The sequence below is a fragment of the Flavobacterium sp. CSZ genome (assembly GCF_015350725.1).
GTDB lineage: Bacteria > Bacteroidota > Bacteroidia > Flavobacteriales > Flavobacteriaceae > Flavobacterium.
Window position 1 is genome coordinate 89189 of the sequence record NZ_JADKPQ010000023.1, and the last position, 17816, is coordinate 107004.

Here is a 17816-nt window from a genome sequence, read left to right on the forward strand (position 1 = left end):
TTATTGCAATATTGTAATTACTAAAGTTCAGACTTTAAATTTATCTTCCCCTTCTGAAGTCCTTTACCTGTTACTTCCAATTGTATTGCTCCAGCAGTTTTGACTGCTTTAACCAAAACGACGAGTTTTCCGCTGAAAAGCTTCATTTTATTTTCATGAAATATTTCTAATGATGTGGCATCGCCATTACAAGCAGCTCTGTAAGTTGCAGCGCCCGTTACTTTAAAGTTGAGTTCATTGATTGCTGTAGGACAAGGAATTCCGTTTTTATCCACTACTGAAACCGTTACAAAAGAAATATCTTCTCCGTCAGCCTTAATAGTTTCGCGATCTGCTTCGAGAACAATTTTATAGGCATCTGTGGCTGTTTTAACCTCGCTTTCGGCAGCTATTTTACCATTCGAATCAAATGCTACCACTTTTACCGTTCCAGGTTCATATTTCACATCATTCCACATCAAACGATAACGGTTTTGCGGAGTTGAATTGTTTTTCTTCTGGATTCCCATACTTTTTCCATTTACAAAAAGCTCTGCGCTGTCATAGTTCGTGTAAACAAAAACAGGAGTAATCTCGCCTTCTCTTCCTTTCCAGTTCCAATGTGGCAATATATGAAGCGTTTTATCCTGCTTATTCCATCTGCTTCTGTACAAATAAAAACGGTCTTTAGGAAGTCCTGCTAAATCTGAAATACCGAAATAAGAACTTCTTGATGGCCATTTTTCATCATAAGGCGTTGGCTCTCCTAAATAATCAAAACCTGTCCAGACAAATTCGCCTATAACCCAAGGTTTATCATCCTGCAATACAAAATCTTCATCAGGAACATTCGACCAACTGCAAGCTTCAAGATCATAAGATGAAGATTGAAGATCATTGTATTGCTTCTCTTTTTGCTGCACAACAGGAAATTTATAAATTCCTCTTGAACTCACTGTTGAAGCTGTTTCTGAACCCAAAATAAATCCTTGCGGAAATGATTTGTACGCTTCTTCATAAAGATGCACTCTGTAATTCAAACCAGGTACATCTAATAAAGCCCCAAAACCGGATTCCATAGTTTGTTTTACCTGATCCATTCCCACCGTTACCGGGCGCGTAGGATCTTCTCTATGAAAAACATCCTGTAAAAACTTAGCTCTTGTTAAACCTTCGGCTCCATATTGATCCGGAACTTCATTTCCTGAACTCCACATTACAATACAAGGATGATTTCGTGTGGCTCTTACCAGATTTACAATATCTTTCTCTGCATATTCTTCAAAAAAACGATGATATCCGTTTTTTACCTTTGGCTTTGCCCATTCATCAAAACTTTCAGCCAGAAACATAAATCCCATTTCGTCAGCCAATTCAAGCTGTTCAAAAGACGGCATATTATGAGAACTTCTAATGGCGTTACAGCCCATATCTTTCAGAATCGTAAGCTGTCTTCTAAGCGCCGCTTTATTTACTGCAACACCAAGAGGTCCAAGGTCATGATGAAGACAAACCCCTTTAAATTTTGTTACTTTTCCGTTAAGACTAAAGCCAATATGCGGTTCGTATTTAATCGATCTGATACCAAATTTTATACTTTGTTCGTCTTTTAAAGTTCCGTCAGCTGCGTATAATTTAGTAATCGCGGTATACAAATAAGGCGTTTCAGGGCTCCATAAATGAGGTTTGGCAACAGCAATACTTTGATGAAATTTTCCGTCTTTCATTTCTGTCACTTTCTGTGTCACTACTACATTATTATCTGCATCTTTTATTTGCGTTAGCATTGACAGATTATCGCCATTAACTTCTGCTTTAAGATCCACAACAGCGGTATTTTCATTGATGTCAGGAGTGGTAATAAAAGTTCCCCATTGCGTAAAACTTTCCTGCTCTTTTACCACGATACTCACTTTTCTGTATAAACCGGCTCCGGGATACCATCTTGACGAAAATGGTTCATTGGTCAATTTTACTGCCAGCAGGTTTTCTGCTCCCGGAATAAGATCTTTGCTAATGTCAATATAAAAATAGCTATAGCCGTAACCCCATTCTCCTACCTTTTTTCCGTTTAAATAAACCTGAGGTTCACTCATAGCGCCTTCGAAAATAAGAAGTGCTTTTTTTCCTTTTTTAAATTCCGGAATAGAAAATGTATTACGATACCAGCCTGTACCAATATGCGGCAATGCTCCGGTACGGCCCGTTTTTTCGGTAGGCACTTTTTCTCCATTTTGCTCAATTGCCGAAACTTGTTTGTCCCATTCTTTATCAAAAGGTCCGTAAATCGCCCAATCGTGCGGAATGCTGACTTTTTCCCATTTCGAAGCATTAAAACCTACAGAAAAAGCATCTCCTTTTACGTCTTTAGAAAAGCGCCAGTTGTCTTTTAAAACAGTAGTAGATTGTGACATCATTTTTCCAGACGAAAAAATCAGAAGAAAAAACGATAGTATTGATCTAAAAATTAATTTCATTTTATTTTTTATTTTTTTACCATTAAAATAGTAAGAGCATTTGGCTTAAATCTTAATCCGTTGAATGAAATGGACAAAAATTTAATTAAACACATAGAAACATAGATTTTCTGATTTTGAAAAAAGTAAATCAAAAAAAACTCGTTTCTCACACATAGTCCCGATAGCTATCGGGATGTGTTAATGCAAGTGAAACACCTTTTTTTGAGTTCAGTAATGCTATGTTTCTATGTGTTAAAAATAATTACACCCAATGGTTTACCTTAGTTTCTTAATAGTAAATTTAATTTTTTATTTAATTTTTGAAAGCATCCAATGCCGGTGACGGTTTTCCCTCAGAAAGCCAGGCATTCAATTGATAACCGCTCCAGCTCTTTTCGCCTTGTGGTTCCCAATAAATCACGCCTAAACCTTTATTATTAGGTACACTTTTTACTGCCTTTATAGTTGCTTCAAGCATTTCTTTGGTATTTTGTACTTGTTCAAAATCACCACCAACTTCAACCACCATTACTTCTTTATTATAGCGGGTTGCCATATCTTTTAGATTATTTTCTAAATCTAAAATAGTACTTTGATAATCGGTTTTGATCCAATACGGATAATACGATAAACCAATTACATCATATTTCACCTTATTTTCAGTCGCTTTGTCAAAAAACCATCTGAATTTTTCGCTTTTATTTCCTTCGTCCAAATGAACAATTACTTTAATTTTTGGGTCGATGCCTTTTGTAGCTTCATATCCTTTATCAAGCAATTGTGCCAATTGACTAAAGTTGTCTGTACTGCCTTCCGGCCAAAGCATACCGCCTGGAATTTCGTTTCCAACCTGAACCCATTCCGGAGTTACTCCTGCTTTTTTTAGCATTTTCAAAACATCATAAGTATGCTGATACACATCGGTTAACAATTCCGGAAAAGAATGTTTTACCCATGCTGCAGGCTTATTTTGTTTGCCGGGATCTGCCCACGAATCGCTGTAATGAAAATCGATCATGATACGCATTCCCATTTTTTGTGCGCGAACAGCCATAACAACCGTTTCTTCGGGACTGCAGTGCCCGCTTGCTTTATCATCATTTGGATTTACCCAAACACGTAAACGAATAGTATTTATTCCACGGTCTTTTAATAATTGCAGACAGTCTTTTTGAGAACCGTCTGCATCATAAAATTTATAGCCTGTTGCTTCCATTTGTGGCAGCCAGCCTACATCTGCCCCATTTGAAAAGGAGTTTTTTTCGCTAATCATTTTTGGTTTACACGAAGTAAACGCAAGGCCCATTAGCATTAAAAAAGATACAATTTTAAGTGATTTTTTCATGTTTTATTCTTTACTGAAAGCTTGCATTACTGACAAGGCATTATTATCAAAACTATACAAAGCCTGATTTTCGAATGTAGAACCGCTTGTCGATTGTGGTCCTTTAAAAGCAACCCATTCGCCTCCCCAATATGCAAATCCTTGTCCAAATTCGGATGTCTTTACTATGTTTTTAATATCCATCACAAAAGTTCTTTGTCCCGCCGGAGTTGCCGGATATCCAGGTACTAGCTGATCGTTTGTTCCTACAATATTATTCGTCTGGTCATTATGTAATAAAGTAAAAGGATATGCGGTTTCTGCAATAAGGACTTTTTTACTGATTTTTTTTCCTACAGCATCAATGGTATTTTTTACTACTGTTAAGTCTTTACCGTGCCAAACCGGATAATAAGATAATCCGATATAATCGTAATCGATACTTTTCATTTTAGTAAAAAACCAATCTGTAGCACCGCCATCTACACCCGCATAATGAATCATTATTTTTGTGTTGGGCGCTTTACTGCGAACTGTTGCGCTCGCTGCAGTTAATAGCGCTATACATTGTTGCTCGTTACTGATTAGATTTCCTTGCGGCCATAATAACCCACTATTGATTTCATTACCTATCTGAATAATATCAGGATTGATTTCTGTCATTATGGTTGATGTATAATTGATAACGGCCGTTTTTAAATCTGCAAAATTTAGATTTTTCCATTCTTCCGGAGTGGTTTGAATGCCTGGATCAGCCCAATTGTCAGAATAGTGAACGGTAAGCCAGACTCTTAATCCAGCTTGTCTTGCTTTCTGAGCTAATTGTTTTACTTCGTTTAAACCCGAACGACCGTTTACAGGATTTTTCCATAAACGAATTCTCACGGTATTACAGCCAGCATTTTTTAGTGTGGTAAGCATTGCTTCGGCTTTGCCGTTGCTGTAAAATTTAGTTCCCAAAGATTCCATTTGAGGAAGAAAAGAAACATCTGATGCTCTGATAAAAGTATCAGTTGCATCTGGTGGGTTCACCGGTTCTGTATCCGCAGCATCATTACTCGAGCACGAAAACTGAAGTGCAGTTATAGCCAGTAACCCAAGAATTTTTATATAATTTTTCATGATAATTAGTGAAATTTTAAATTTAAAAATAAGTTTCCTTTAATGTAAAGAGGAAGCCTCAAAATAAGATTGAGGCTTCTCTTATTTTTTAATTCAATTATGGAGTTGGTATAAACACATAACGACCATCTAAGTCATTGAACCAGATTTCATATTTTCCTGCCTCAACAATAATGTCTCCGCCATTATCTCCCCAGCTTACATCCCATTTGCCATTAGCTTTGAATTTCATTTTTCCGGCTTTTAAGGTTTGAGTAACTTTCCAGATATGCGCATCGAACGTTGATGCAACCAAGGCAACATCTGTATCCCATCCGGTATCATCACCTGTTAATACAGATCCAGACAAAGTCATTGTTGCATAAGTGGTCATTGGCCCTGTGTAAGGTGTGATTTTGTATGTTAGTTCTTCAAGATTAACTTCAAAACTATAATAACCTGAAGCTGTCGTTGGGAAAACTCCCGGATCAGTATCGCTTTCTGTTGCTCTGTATTGTACTTTGGCACCATTTGTTCCGTAAGCCGGAGCCCAGAAACCTATTTGCTCTATTAATTTAAAACCATCTTTATTAAAAAATCCAGTATAATAGAACTTTGCATTTTCCTTTGTATCTCTGTAAATTGGCATATTGTTGCTCGTTACGCTCCATCCTGCAGCAGTACCAGGTCCTACTAAAAACAAATCGATTTTAGGGAATACACCTCTGTAAGGAGTCAGTGCAATGGTAATTGGTGTAGAAAGTTTTGGCTCAGAAAGCGTTGTTCCTACCGTAGATTTAATTCTAACATCGATTGTTCCTTCAACATCAGCCGTAAGACCAAGTTCAAGTGCTTTTGCATTAAGCTCTGCCACCGAAATAGCGGCGTGAGTAGAAGTAGAAGTCGTAATATCGACCGGAGCTGCAAACTCTGTATTACTGGCTGCAAACTGTACAGTATAGGTAACAATTGTTGGTGTTCCGTAACTTACTTTTTCCCAGGTTAAAGTCAGGGCGGTATTGTTGGGTGTATCTTTATTTAAAATAGTCGAAGAACCATTTTCAGGTGTAATGATTGAAAAAGCAGCTTCCTGAGGCTCTAAGATCATTAAATCCGTTTCATTTTCACAAGACCAAAGTCCTGTAATTAAGGCAATAGCTATAAAAATTTTATATATGTGTTTCATTTTTCGTATCGTTTATGTTTAAAAAAAAGTTTTAGTAACCCGCGTTTTGAGTCAAATTTCTATTGGCTCCCAATGAACCTTCCGGAATAGGAAAAACGCTCATGTAAGAAGGAATAGAAACTCCTTTTGAAGAATTTCCTTTCCATGCCCAATTGTAAGATCCTCCGGTATATTTTCCAAAACGAATTAAATCTTGTCTTCGGTGTGCCTCCCAGTGTAACTCGCGAGCTCTTTCATCAATAAGAAAATCAAGCGTTAAGTCACTTAAAGTAATGTTTCCAACAGTCGAACCACTATTGGCTCTTTCTCTTAAAGCATTTACATAAGTTAATGACTGAGCACTTGTCCCGTTTCCGCCTCTTAAAGTCGCTTCTGCATACATTAAATACACATCGGCTAATCTGAATAATGGAAAATCAGTATCAGCATAAGTAGAGCTTATACCACTAACTCCCGTCGAAGTTTTATTCGAAAATTTAGATAAAATATAGCCTTGTGTTTTTACGCCAATATCATCAATATCAATAGATCTTTGTTTTGCCGGATCACCCTGAACTCCTTTTCCTACGGTATTTCTGGTATCCTGACTGAACTTGGTACCATCAAATTTCTGAGCAAATTCTTTTCTGATTCTAAGTGCTCCTGTCCATCCGCCAATTCCAAAATCAGCACCATTATTTTCCCAGGCACCAATTTGTCCGTTTGTTAAAACAGTTGTTGCTCCCCAGTTTTGAGAAACCGCTCCATCTGACTGGATTCCGAAAATGATTTCTTCAGAGGTATTGTTATCTGCTTTAAAGTTGTCCAGGTATTTTGGTTTCAAAGTATAACCGCCTGCAATAATTTCGTTACACATTATAATACAATCATCAAAACGATTGGCCTGAATGTAAACCTGAGCATTCAAATACATTTTAGCCAAAATCATGCGCGCCATAGACTGATCTAATCTTCCGTATTCATTTGTTCTGGCTGCTTTTAGATCTGGTAAAACTGCTTTTAATTCATTTTCGATAAAATCAAATAATTGCTTTCTGTCAAACTCAGGTCCGGTAAAATTTACGGGATCGTTTTCAGTATACATTGGTGCTTTTCCAAATAAATCCATCATATTGTAATACGCATACGCTCGTAAAACACGAACTTCTTTACGCCAAAGTGCAATATCTGCTAATGTTGTAGCATTAGTAATACCTCTTGAACTTAATTTTTCGGGGGTACTCTGACGTAAAAACTCGTTGGCATAAGAAACTGAAACCATCGTTCTGCTAAACATTCCTAAAATAACCGGATTTGCCGCTGTCCAGATATTACGTTGTAATTCTGCTGTTCCTCCATCATTTTCATAACTCCAAACCAATTCGTCTGTTGTTAATTCCTGCATGTATAATAAACATCTTGTAAACTGGCTTGTTCCTGCATCTACACCTTCAAGCGAAGAGTTATCAGGGCCAAGTACTCCTGTTAAAGTTAGATTTCCGTACACTCCGGCAAATGCTTGTTTATATCCTGCAGGTGTAGCAAATAATACATCTGAAGAAAGAACATCGTCATCTTCTGAGACTACATTTAAATCATCAGTACAAGACTGAAAAAGGGTAGTCAATGCTAAAATTGTTATTAAAATATATTTTTTCATCGTTTCGTTATTAAAATTTAAGATTAAGACCAAACAAGATAGATCGCTGTCTTGGATAAATCGTTTTGTCTACACCATTATTAGTAATTTCAGGATCTAAACCACTGTATTTTGTAATTACAAAAACGTTTTGAACTCCGGTTGAAAATCTTAAAGATGCTTTGCTGTTTAGCCAGTTATTCAGCGTGTATCCTAACGTAATATTGTCCATTTTTAAGAAAGACGCATTCTCGATATAAAGATCTGACAGTACTACATTTGAAGTAGTCTGAAAATTAGTTTCTCTTATCTGAGACGGAATATTACTTAAAACACCACCGTTTTCCATCGCATCATATTGTGCTCTGCTGGCGTCTACTGCATTAAAAATCCTATTACCAATACTGGCTCTTAAATTGAATGAAAAATCGAATTTTTTATAATTCATATTAGATGCAAATCCTAAAGTAAAATCTGGATCCGGATTATTATAAATGTATTTATCAGCATCATTTCTGACATTATCGCCATTTAAATCTGCAAAACCTCCTTCGATTGGTTTTCCTTCATTATTGTATAATTGCTTGTATACGTAGAAAGAATACGGCGTATATCCTTCTCTGAAAATTTGGCCCGGAGTTCCTGTTCCTGCAATATTGTCTCCTAAAAAGATATCGCTTCCGTTTACCAGATTCTTGATTCTTCTTTCGAATTTGGCAATATTAAAATTCATATTCCAGTTAAAATTCTCTGTTTTGATAGCATTTGCATTGATCGTAAATTCGACCCCTTTTGTGGTAAAGCTTCCTACGTTTTGATACACACGGTTAGAGAAATTACTACCATCAGATATTGCGGCGTTTACTAATAAATCTTTAGATTCTTTGTAATACACATCAAGTCCGGCAGTTAAACGATTGTCTAAAAAACCAAAATCAAGACCTGAGTTATACGAAGTAGTTTCTTCCCATTTTAAATTATTTGTCCTTTTTGAAGGAAGTGCCACCGGAACCGGACTCGAACCAAAATAGTATTCAGAGTTTCCGCCACCAAGCTGGTATTTTTGCAGGTATCCGTTTGGCTCAGGAATATCCTGTTGCCCTGTTATACCATAACTTAATCTTAATTTTAAATCAGACAATACCGTGCTTTCTTTAAAGAAATCTTCTTTGATTTTCCATGCAAAGGCTACAGATGGAAAATTCCCCCAACGATTCGCTTCTTCAAATCTTGAAGAACCATCTCTTCTGTAAGACAGTGTTAGTAAATATTTATCTCTGAAATTTAAATTTGTTCTGGCAAAGAATCCTAATAAAACAACATCTGTGTCCAGAGTAGTTTCAGGAAATGTAGATGGCAAATCCGGATTTAGAATATTACCGGTTTCAAATTTTGAGCTTTGAAATTTTTGATACGAATAACCACCCGTCATTTCAAAAACCAGTGAGTTGAATGTTTTGTTATACACCAAATAAGTATCTAATAATTTATTCTTTCTGGTCGCTTCTGTATATTCATTTGTACCATACGGAATGTTGTTATTTGATGGCGCAGAACCTGCATCAGCACCAACCAATCTTCTTCTTTCTCCATTCGATTCGTCATAACCCACATTTACAACAGCTCTTAACGCAGGTAAAAAATGAAATTTATAATCAATTTCAAAATTTCCAAAAATTCTGTCATTCGTTCCTCTGTCATTGGTATTCAACAATTGCGAAACTGGATTTCTTGCTGCAGTTGAAACTAAAGGATAATTTCCGTTGGAATCAATTCCGGTAGTATATTCAAAATATCCTCCGTAAGGCGCACCCTCAACTTTTATAGGCTGAGTTGGGTCAAAACCAATAGCGGCTCCTTCAACAGCATCTGTAAATCTGTTTTTTTCGTTGGTATAATTCGCAGAAAGTCTTAGTTTTAAATGATTGTCAAGGAATGTAGGATTCATTACTAAACCAACTGTATTTCTTTTAAAATCATTGGTCAAACGCAATCCTTGCTGATCTGTATTTCCCAAAGTTAAACTTGTTGGAATGATGTTGAATAAACTTCCTCTAACGGCTAAACTCTGATCTATAGTTCCTGTGTTTCTGTAAATTGCTTTTTGCCAATCTGTATTTGCAGTTCCTAATTTATTTAGATCATCGCTTCTTCTGTCTGCGATAACACTTCTAAATTCATCTGCACTAAAAACATCAACTGTTTTAGTTAGCGTGCCCGCAGCATATTGTACATTATAATCTACAGATAATGTTTTGCTTCCTTTTTTGGTAGTAATAATAATAACACCATTTGAAGCACGAGAACCGTAAATTGCAGAAGCCGATGCATCTTTTAAAACCGTAATAGATTCAACAGTCGCTGGATTTAATGATGCCAAAAAGGAAGAAGACCCTGTATTAGTAGCATTGTCAAGCGGTAATCCGTCAATTACAATAAGAGGATCATTACTGGCAAAAAGCGAACTTCCTCCTCGAATTCTGATTTGTGAACTAGAACCTGGAGCACCCGTTGAATTTACGGTTAAACCAGCTACTCTTCCACTAAGCAGATTTTCTGTTGTAATATTATTTCCTTTGTTAAAGTCTTTCGTAGTAAGTGCAGTAACAGATCCGGTAGCGTCTTTCTTTTTCACGCTTCCGTAACCTACCTGAACCACTACTTCTTTTAGTTGATTATTATCTTCTTCCAGATTTACCGTTATGTTTTTCTGTCCGGCAACCGAAATAGTCTGAGTGGTATAACCGGTATAAGAAAATGTAATTTGACTATCTGCTTTTACTCCGGATAATTGAAATTTTCCGTCAAAATCAGTAGAGGTACTAATGTTTGTCCCTACTACTTTTATGTTTACTCCCGGGATGGGCTGCTTGGCCCCCTTTTCCATGACAACTCCGCTAATGGTGTTCTGAGCAAAAACACAAAAAGGAAGTAAGAGTAATAAAAGTAAAAATTTGTTTTTAATTCTTTTCATACTTTTTTAATTGGGTTGGTTTAAGTTAGTGTTGGTTACAAAATGATTGCAGGGATAAATAACCTGTAAAGAAACAAGGCTTATTTTTTTAATAATTCTTTGTATAGAAATCGTTTCTTAAGAGTATAACCTGCTTTTTTAAAATAAGCTTACGCTCTTCTTTTTACAATAATAAAAGATCTTTCTCTGTAGATTTTAATTGAAGTGTTGGTCATCTTTAAATTGTTTTTGGTTAGATAATTGGTTAGTTTGGTTTTATTGACTTACTCTGATCGAAAAAATAAAGTAGTATTACTCAAACGTTGTAGCTGTCAACTCACATTGCAAATTAAGGATACAGGAAGTTATTAAGGCAGGGGAAAAATCATTTATAAAAGGGGACAATTTCGTAAAAGTGTACATACAACACTTCATAAAAACATATTCTTCAATTTTTTCTTTCAAAAAAAATGATAATCTGAATAATCAACCTCTATAATAATCGATTTAACAATCAAATAGTTTGTGTTTTTTTAATGGGCTTATTCTCAAAAAAAACAATTTTAAAAAGTCTCGAATATTAATTTCTAACTAAGAAAATTCAAAAAACAACGAAATCAGAAACTATCAATAATCCATCTTGGCAATTATTCTTAACACATAGAAACATAGAATTATTGAACTCAAAAAAAGGCGTTTTACTTGCATTAATACATCTCAATACTTCGGGAAATGTCGTTAAGTTAAGCTTTAACAAAATAAAATTATTGCAAATAAAATCCGTTTTTATCGGCGTTTTTACAAAATAAATCTGTTTTATCCGCGTCAAAATTATACGCTGATTTCATTGATTCGCTAAAGCGAAAATGCTCATAAAAACGGATTTTTCTAAATACTTTCTTGATTAACTGTCGTAATTTTATAGATTTCCCCTTAAGCTAATGACGTTGTGCTTTGGGACTATGATTGAGAAACAAGTTTCTTTTTGATTTACCTTTTTTCCCAATCACAAAATCTATGTTTCTATATGTTTAATTTTTATGCACAGCCCACAGCTTATTGTTGATCTAAAAAAACCAGTAGTGTTTTTTATACATTAGATAATAATTGTGTTAATTTCGCAAAGTATCAGATTTTAAATATTTCATATAAAAAATTGATCCCGCGTTCTGATTACATCCCTTTATTTTTCGTATATCAAAGAGCAGTAAGCTTTTTAAAAAAAATTCTATGAATAAGTTAATGTTCTTTCTTGTTATTAGTCTCCTGCACCTACCTGCATCGGGACAGAATTACCCGATAAGACATCTTGATATTTCATCAGGACTTTCTAACAACTCTGTTGCCTCTATATATCAGGATCAAAATGGTTATATGTGGTTTGGAACTTTTGATGGACTGAACAGATATGACGGAAATGATTTTAAAATTTACCGCCATATTCACACTGATCCAAATTCTATTCAGGGAAATGCTATTAGCTGTATCGAAGGTGATTTTGAAAATAATTTATGGGTAGGAACAACGGCAGGACCAGTGGTTTTTAATGCCGAACGATCTTCTTTTAGTCCGTTGAAATATTATGATACCAACAAAAAAATTAAACCTTTAAATGTTACCGCCTACGAAATAATTGCCGTTCATTCTTTGCATATTATTCTGGTCGCTACCAAAGAGGCGATTGTACTTTATAAAGAAGGGGAGAAAATTGGAACCGCAATACCTTTCAACGGAAAGTTAAATTATATCGCAAGATCAATATCTTACAATGCAAAAAAACAAATCTTCTATGTTTTTATAACCGGAACCGGTCTTTGTCAATATGACATTAAAACAAAAAAACTAACACTTTTAAACAACTCCATTACAGGCGCAAATTGCATTAAACTCACAAACGAAGGTCTCTGGATTGGATCAGACGAAGGTGCTTACCTATATAATGACAATGTGAATACCTATTCTAAAAATTACTTTCTGGAAAAAACTGTGGTTCGCGATTTTTATCAGCAAGAAAACAGACTCTGGATTGCCACTGACGGAGCTGGTCTTTACACCCTCACAAAAAATCAGAATACTCCTGTTTTATATCGTGCCAGCGGTCCGGTTTCATTGCTTAACAGTAAATCGCTGTATGATATCTTCGAAAGCAAAAACGGCGAAATGTGGTTCGGAACCCTGCGTGGTGGCGTAAGTATGATGGGAAAAAAACCGCTTTATTTTAATCATTTTAAAAGCAAAGATCCGCTGACCAATAAAGAAGACGAAGATCCTGCCGCAAACTTCATGCTTTCTTTCTGCGAAGATGAAAAGAAAAACATCTGGATTGGTACTGATGGCGCTGGAATGAGATACTGGAACAGAAAACAAAACACTTACGACGTTTACTCGACAACAGCAGCTGCGGGCAGAAAAATTCAGAGCAATTTTGTTACCAGCATCGTCAGGGATTCTGATAATGCGATCTGGGTGGCGATGTGGAAAGGCGGAGTCTGCCGTATTGATCCCAAATCAAAAGCCATCCAGAATTTCTCCATTTACAATCAATTCACTAAAAAAGCAGAACAGGAATCATGGCTGCTTTTTATAGATTCAAAAAAAACGTTGTGGCTTGCCGTAACTAATGGCGGAGCATTATATCAATTTGATAAAAAACAAAACAAATTCATCTGCTATAGCACAACTTTACGAGACGTTACTTGTCTGTACGAAACCAAAGACGGAAAAATCTGGGGCGGAACCTTCAATTCTTTTTTTGAAATAGAGCCCAAAACAAAAAAAGTAAAAAACTATCATTCAGATTATACTATTAGATGCATAACTGAAGATCAAAACAAAAATCTTTGGATTGGTACTGTTGAAGGCGGCCTGCTTTTATTCAACCGAAAAACAGGCACTTTCAAAAATTATACGACACAAAACGGTCTTGCGAGCAATACCATACTTCGACTTTTAGAAGACAAAAAGGGGAATTTATGGATGAGCACGTATCATGGAATCTCAAGATTGAATCCGAAGAATAATACTTTTAGAAATTTTGGAGTTACTGATGGACTTCAAGGCAATCAATTTAGCTGGAATGCAGGCAAGAAACTTTCGACAGGAGAATTTATTTTTGGCGGTATAAACGGGTTCAATGTTTTTGATCCTGACAATATCAAGGACAAAAAAAATGCGGGTAAATTTTTATTGAATGATTTGCTGGTAAACAATCAGTCTCTAAAATTGGACAGTCCTTATATCACAGAGAAAAAACTCGAAATGATAAGCGCTGCCGAACTTCCTTATGAAAAATCGGCATTGAGTTTTGATTTTGTTTATCTTGATTATGTCAATTCCGAAAAAATTAATACCGCTTACTTTCTGCAAGGATGGGACAAAAACTGGAATTATACCTCTAATAATAACAGGGCAAATTACTCCAGACTGACTGAAGGAACCTATGTTTTTAAAGTAAAAACAACTGATGTTTTTGGAAATTGGACCAATGAAGTAACACTCGCGACGGTAAAGATCCTTCCGCCATGGTACAGGACATGGTGGGCTTATACTTTTTATCTAATCGCTGCTGCCGCTGCAATTTATGCCTACGTAGGTTATCATAAAAACAAGGAAAGACTTCGCTACGAAATAAAACTGGCCCGTATGGAGCATAAAAAAGACAAGGAACATGCCGAAAAACAGTTTTCTATGTTTACCTATATGGCTCATGAATTGCGCACTCCCCTATCTTTAATTATAAATCCGCTAAAAAGTACCATTGAGAGAAAAAACCGTTCTGAAGATGATCTTGACCTAAATCTTGCCTATAAAAATGCTAAAAGATTACTGAGTCTCACAGATCAGTTATTATTGTTTAGAAAAGCGGAAACAGATCTTGATGAACTCAAAATTTCTAAGATTGATTTAAACAGTTTGTGTCGCGAAATCTACGACAGCTTCACACAAATGGCAGCCGTTAAAAATTTAAATTACCAGTTTATTGAAGAAAAAACACCTATTGAAATATATGGCGATTATGAAAAATTAGAAATTACGCTTTTCAATTTAATCTCCAATGCTTTCAAATTTACCCCCAATAACGGATCAATAATTATCGAGATAATCGAAAAAAACGCTGATGTTTCTATTATTATATCAGACACCGGCAGCGGAATTAATGAGAATGATATTGATACTATTTTTGAAAAATTCAAGCAAATTCAGTCAAAAGCCAGCAATGGTTTTGGAATAGGTCTTTATGTGGCCAAATATTTTGTCACTAAACATCATGGCGAAATAAAATGTACAAGTGAAGTCGGAAAAGGTACTTCGTTCACTATTAGCCTTCCAAAAGGAAAAAGTCATTTTGCAGAAATGAGTATTAATGAGATGCATCCGCAAATGTCACCTCTTGTAGGCGAACTTCTTGAAGGAATGCCGGCAGATAGTCAAAACACATCAAATCTACCAAATCCTGAGAATATACAGAACGAATTAATCAGTACAAAAAAGGTATTGCTTATTGTTGAAGACAATCCCGAAATGAATCATTATCTGGTACAGCTTTTTACCAAAAACTATATTGTTTATTCGGCAGCAAATGGAATCGAAGGACTGAAACTGGTCGAAAAACACATGCCCGATATTGTACTAAGCGATATTTCTATGGAAGGCATGAATGGTTTGGATTTATGCAAAAAAATCAAACAAAATGATGATTTGAGCCATATTCCGGTGATACTTCTTACGGCCACAACCAGCAATGACATTCATTTGCAAAGTATTACCGAAGGTGCAGATGATTATGTTACCAAACCTTTTGACAGCGATATACTTCTGGCCAGAGTTGATTCTGTTCTTCGAAACAGAGGACAATTGCGCAAGTATTTCCTGGACAGCATAACACTTCGTGAAAATATAAATAAAGTTCCTCTCGAGTACAAAGAATTTCTGGATAAATGCATTGAAATTGTCGAAGCCAATCTTGAAAACAGCGAATTTAATCTAAAAAGCTTCTCTGCAGCAATGGGCATGAGCCATTCAAGTCTTTACAAAAAGATTAAAGCAATTTCGGGACAAACCGTAAATGTTTTTATCCGATCGATCAGAATCCGCAGAGCCGCAGTAATTATGCTTACTGAAAATATTAATATCGCGCAGGTTGGCCCTCAGGTTGGTATAGAAGATCAGCGCTATTTCCGTCAACAGTTCGTGAAATTGTTTGGCATGAAACCTTCAGAATATATCAAAAAATATAGAAATTCATTTAATAAGGAATTGAATATTATTCAGAAAAGAGATATTACATAATTTAGAATTAAGAAGCATTAATTTAAGCGCTTTTTAGTTAATTAAAAAGCGCTTTGTTACCTTGTAAGTAATGCATTGCTTCTTTTACAACTTGTACAGAGTTTTTAGGATTAAAACCCAATTCTGATCTTGCTTTAGAAATGTCAAAGTCTTGTTGTAAACCTGAAAATATTGCAATGTCTTTTGTAGTAAGTAAAGGCGCTTTGCCACTTAGTTTGCTCCCTACTTCCATAAACCAGGCAGCCACAAACAATACTGCTTTAGGAACTGTTATTGGCAGCTTTATTTGCAGTTCGGGAAAAAGTTCCTGTGCAATTTTGGTTGTATCTTTGATTGACATACATTTTTCGTTTGCCAAAATATATCGTTCCCCATTTTTACCTTTTGTTGCCGCCAGGTAGCAGCCTTCAGCAACATCCTTTACGTCAATCCAATTCAAAGTGATCTTGGTTTCAATAGGAATTTGCTTTCTCAAAATCAGGTTAATGATGTTATAAGAAACACTCAAAGAGGCAAAGGCTTTACTATTAATCATTGCTGAAGGTAAAACAGCAACTAGCTCAATATTATATTTTTTTGCTAATTGGAAAGCTAATTTCTCCCCATCATTTTTAGAATTGAAGTACATGTCCCTGCGGTCAGGATTATAGCCATTACTTTCCTTTATGGGAAGTTTCGAAAATCTGTCGATGCCATAGAACTCACATAAACAATTCGCTTTACACCAGCAGCAACTGCGGCTTCTATCGTGTTTTTTGCCCCTTCAAGATTTATATCATAGATTTCTTTTTTCGGATCTTTTGCCCAAAGTTTAAATGCTGCTCCCACTGCATAAAAAACCTCAACCCCTTGCAATGCATTTATCAGTGACTGTTTGTCGGTAATATCTGCCTTGCACCACTTCACAATTCAATCCGGCAAAAGGCTCTTTATTTTTGATATTACGAACCGAAGCTCTAACAGGAATACCTTTTTCAATCAGCAATCTCACTAAGTTATTTCCCAAATGTCCGTTTGCTCCTGTGACCAATGCTAAATTTTTCTGTGTCATATTTTTATTTTTTAATGATGACACAAAATTGAGAATCGCTTTTTCAAAACTACCTCACAAATGTTACCTAATCATTTCTTTGCGGATTCTGCTTAAACTTTTAGGATTCATTCCCAAAAACGAAGCGATATAATGCAAGGGAACATTGTGCAAAATGTCAGGGTAGTTTTTCATTAATTTACGGTATCGTTCTTCTGCCGTTAGAATTGCCATTTCTTTTGAACGGTTTTCATGATAAAAAAGTGATTGCTGAAAAACAGAAATGCTGAAGTCTTTAAAAACCATACTTTGCCCTATCAATAAATCCAAATTGGCTTTGGTAATTCTAAGCAACTCACAATCTGTAACACTCTCCAGATTTTCGTCAGACTTTGTTTGGTTAATAAAATGTATATACGATGTAATAAATCCAGTTGGACAATTGATGTTTGTCGTAACTTCATTGCCTTTGCTATTGTAGTGAAAAAGTCGCAAAAATCCGGATACAACAAAATACAAGTGTTTAGGAATTTTCCCTTCTTCTTCAAGAATACAATTTTTCAAAAAAAATACAGGCTCAAAATACTGTTCGAACAATTCCTTCTCTTTTTCAGAAAGTATTATATCTTTAGAAATAAGTTTTAATAGTGGTAAGTGCATTTGCCAAAGTTAGAGAATTATTTTTTTGAGTTATGCTCAATTCGGCTAAACTATTGTTTCAGTTCATTTATCAATTTTCCGAACTCTAGCCGTATCCAACTGAGCTACGCGCTTAAAACCAATAAAATATAAAACAAAAATACCACTCGACTTGAGTGGTATTTTCCGTGAACGCAGAAGGAGCGAATACGAACCTTTTATTGGAACATCTTAAACT

The 17816-nt window shown here is 35.6% G+C and carries 9 protein-coding genes and 1 pseudogene; 1 reads left to right on the forward strand and 9 read right to left on the reverse strand.

Translation table 11 applies throughout. From position 1 onward, the window contains the following. Window positions 1-20 precede the first annotated feature (20 nt). From IRZ78_RS22255 to IRZ78_RS22280, 6 genes are all read right to left on the reverse strand, one after another. The gene (locus IRZ78_RS22255) at window positions 21-2456 is read right to left on the reverse strand and encodes a DUF4982 domain-containing protein (protein ID WP_194619006.1); all 2436 of its coding nucleotides are present in this window, start codon (window positions 2454-2456) and stop codon (window positions 21-23) included. A 295-nt stretch (window positions 2457-2751) separates the two neighbouring features. Further along, entirely contained in the window at window positions 2752-3711 is a 960-nt protein-coding gene (locus IRZ78_RS22260) for a glycosyl hydrolase 53 family protein (RefSeq protein ID WP_228520568.1), read from the reverse strand. A gap of 75 nt (window positions 3712-3786) precedes the next feature. Further along, entirely contained in the window at window positions 3787-4884 is a 1098-nt protein-coding gene (locus IRZ78_RS22265; protein WP_194619008.1) for a glycosyl hydrolase 53 family protein, read from the reverse strand. Between the two features lie 97 nt (window positions 4885-4981). Then, window positions 4982-6049: a SusE domain-containing protein gene (locus IRZ78_RS22270; protein ID WP_194619010.1), complete on the reverse strand. Its 1068-nt coding sequence runs from the start codon at window positions 6047-6049 to the stop codon at window positions 4982-4984. Window positions 6050-6080: 31 nt separating this feature from the next. Continuing rightward, the gene (locus IRZ78_RS22275; RefSeq protein ID WP_194619022.1) at window positions 6081-7688 is read right to left on the reverse strand and encodes a RagB/SusD family nutrient uptake outer membrane protein; all 1608 of its coding nucleotides are present in this window, start codon (window positions 7686-7688) and stop codon (window positions 6081-6083) included. A 10-nt stretch (window positions 7689-7698) separates the two neighbouring features. Beyond that, window positions 7699-10641: a SusC/RagA family TonB-linked outer membrane protein gene (locus IRZ78_RS22280; RefSeq protein WP_194619031.1), complete on the reverse strand. Its 2943-nt coding sequence runs from the start codon at window positions 10639-10641 to the stop codon at window positions 7699-7701. A gap of 1209 nt (window positions 10642-11850) precedes the next feature. On the opposite strand from IRZ78_RS22280, the gene IRZ78_RS22285 reads away from it, so the two are divergent. Beyond that, complete coding sequence (locus IRZ78_RS22285; protein ID WP_194619033.1) at window positions 11851-15909, forward strand: two-component regulator propeller domain-containing protein; 4059 nt, start codon at window positions 11851-11853, stop codon at window positions 15907-15909. Window positions 15910-15946: 37 nt separating this feature from the next. Here the strand turns inward: IRZ78_RS22285 and IRZ78_RS26360 are convergent. From IRZ78_RS26360 to IRZ78_RS22295, 3 genes and pseudogenes are all read right to left on the reverse strand, one after another. Further along, window positions 15947-16815 (reverse strand): annotated as a pseudogene (locus IRZ78_RS26360) (NAD-dependent epimerase/dehydratase family protein). Next, the gene (locus IRZ78_RS26365; RefSeq protein ID WP_255474333.1) at window positions 16751-16960 is read right to left on the reverse strand and encodes an NmrA family NAD(P)-binding protein; all 210 of its coding nucleotides are present in this window, start codon (window positions 16958-16960) and stop codon (window positions 16751-16753) included. The pseudogene IRZ78_RS26360 and the gene IRZ78_RS26365 overlap by 65 nt, the downstream one beginning before the upstream one ends. Window positions 16961-17023: 63 nt before the next feature. Continuing rightward, window positions 17024-17599, reverse strand: a complete 576-nt coding sequence (locus IRZ78_RS22295) for a Crp/Fnr family transcriptional regulator (RefSeq protein ID WP_194619036.1) — start codon at window positions 17597-17599, stop codon at window positions 17024-17026. Window positions 17600-17816: the final 217 nt, after the last annotated feature.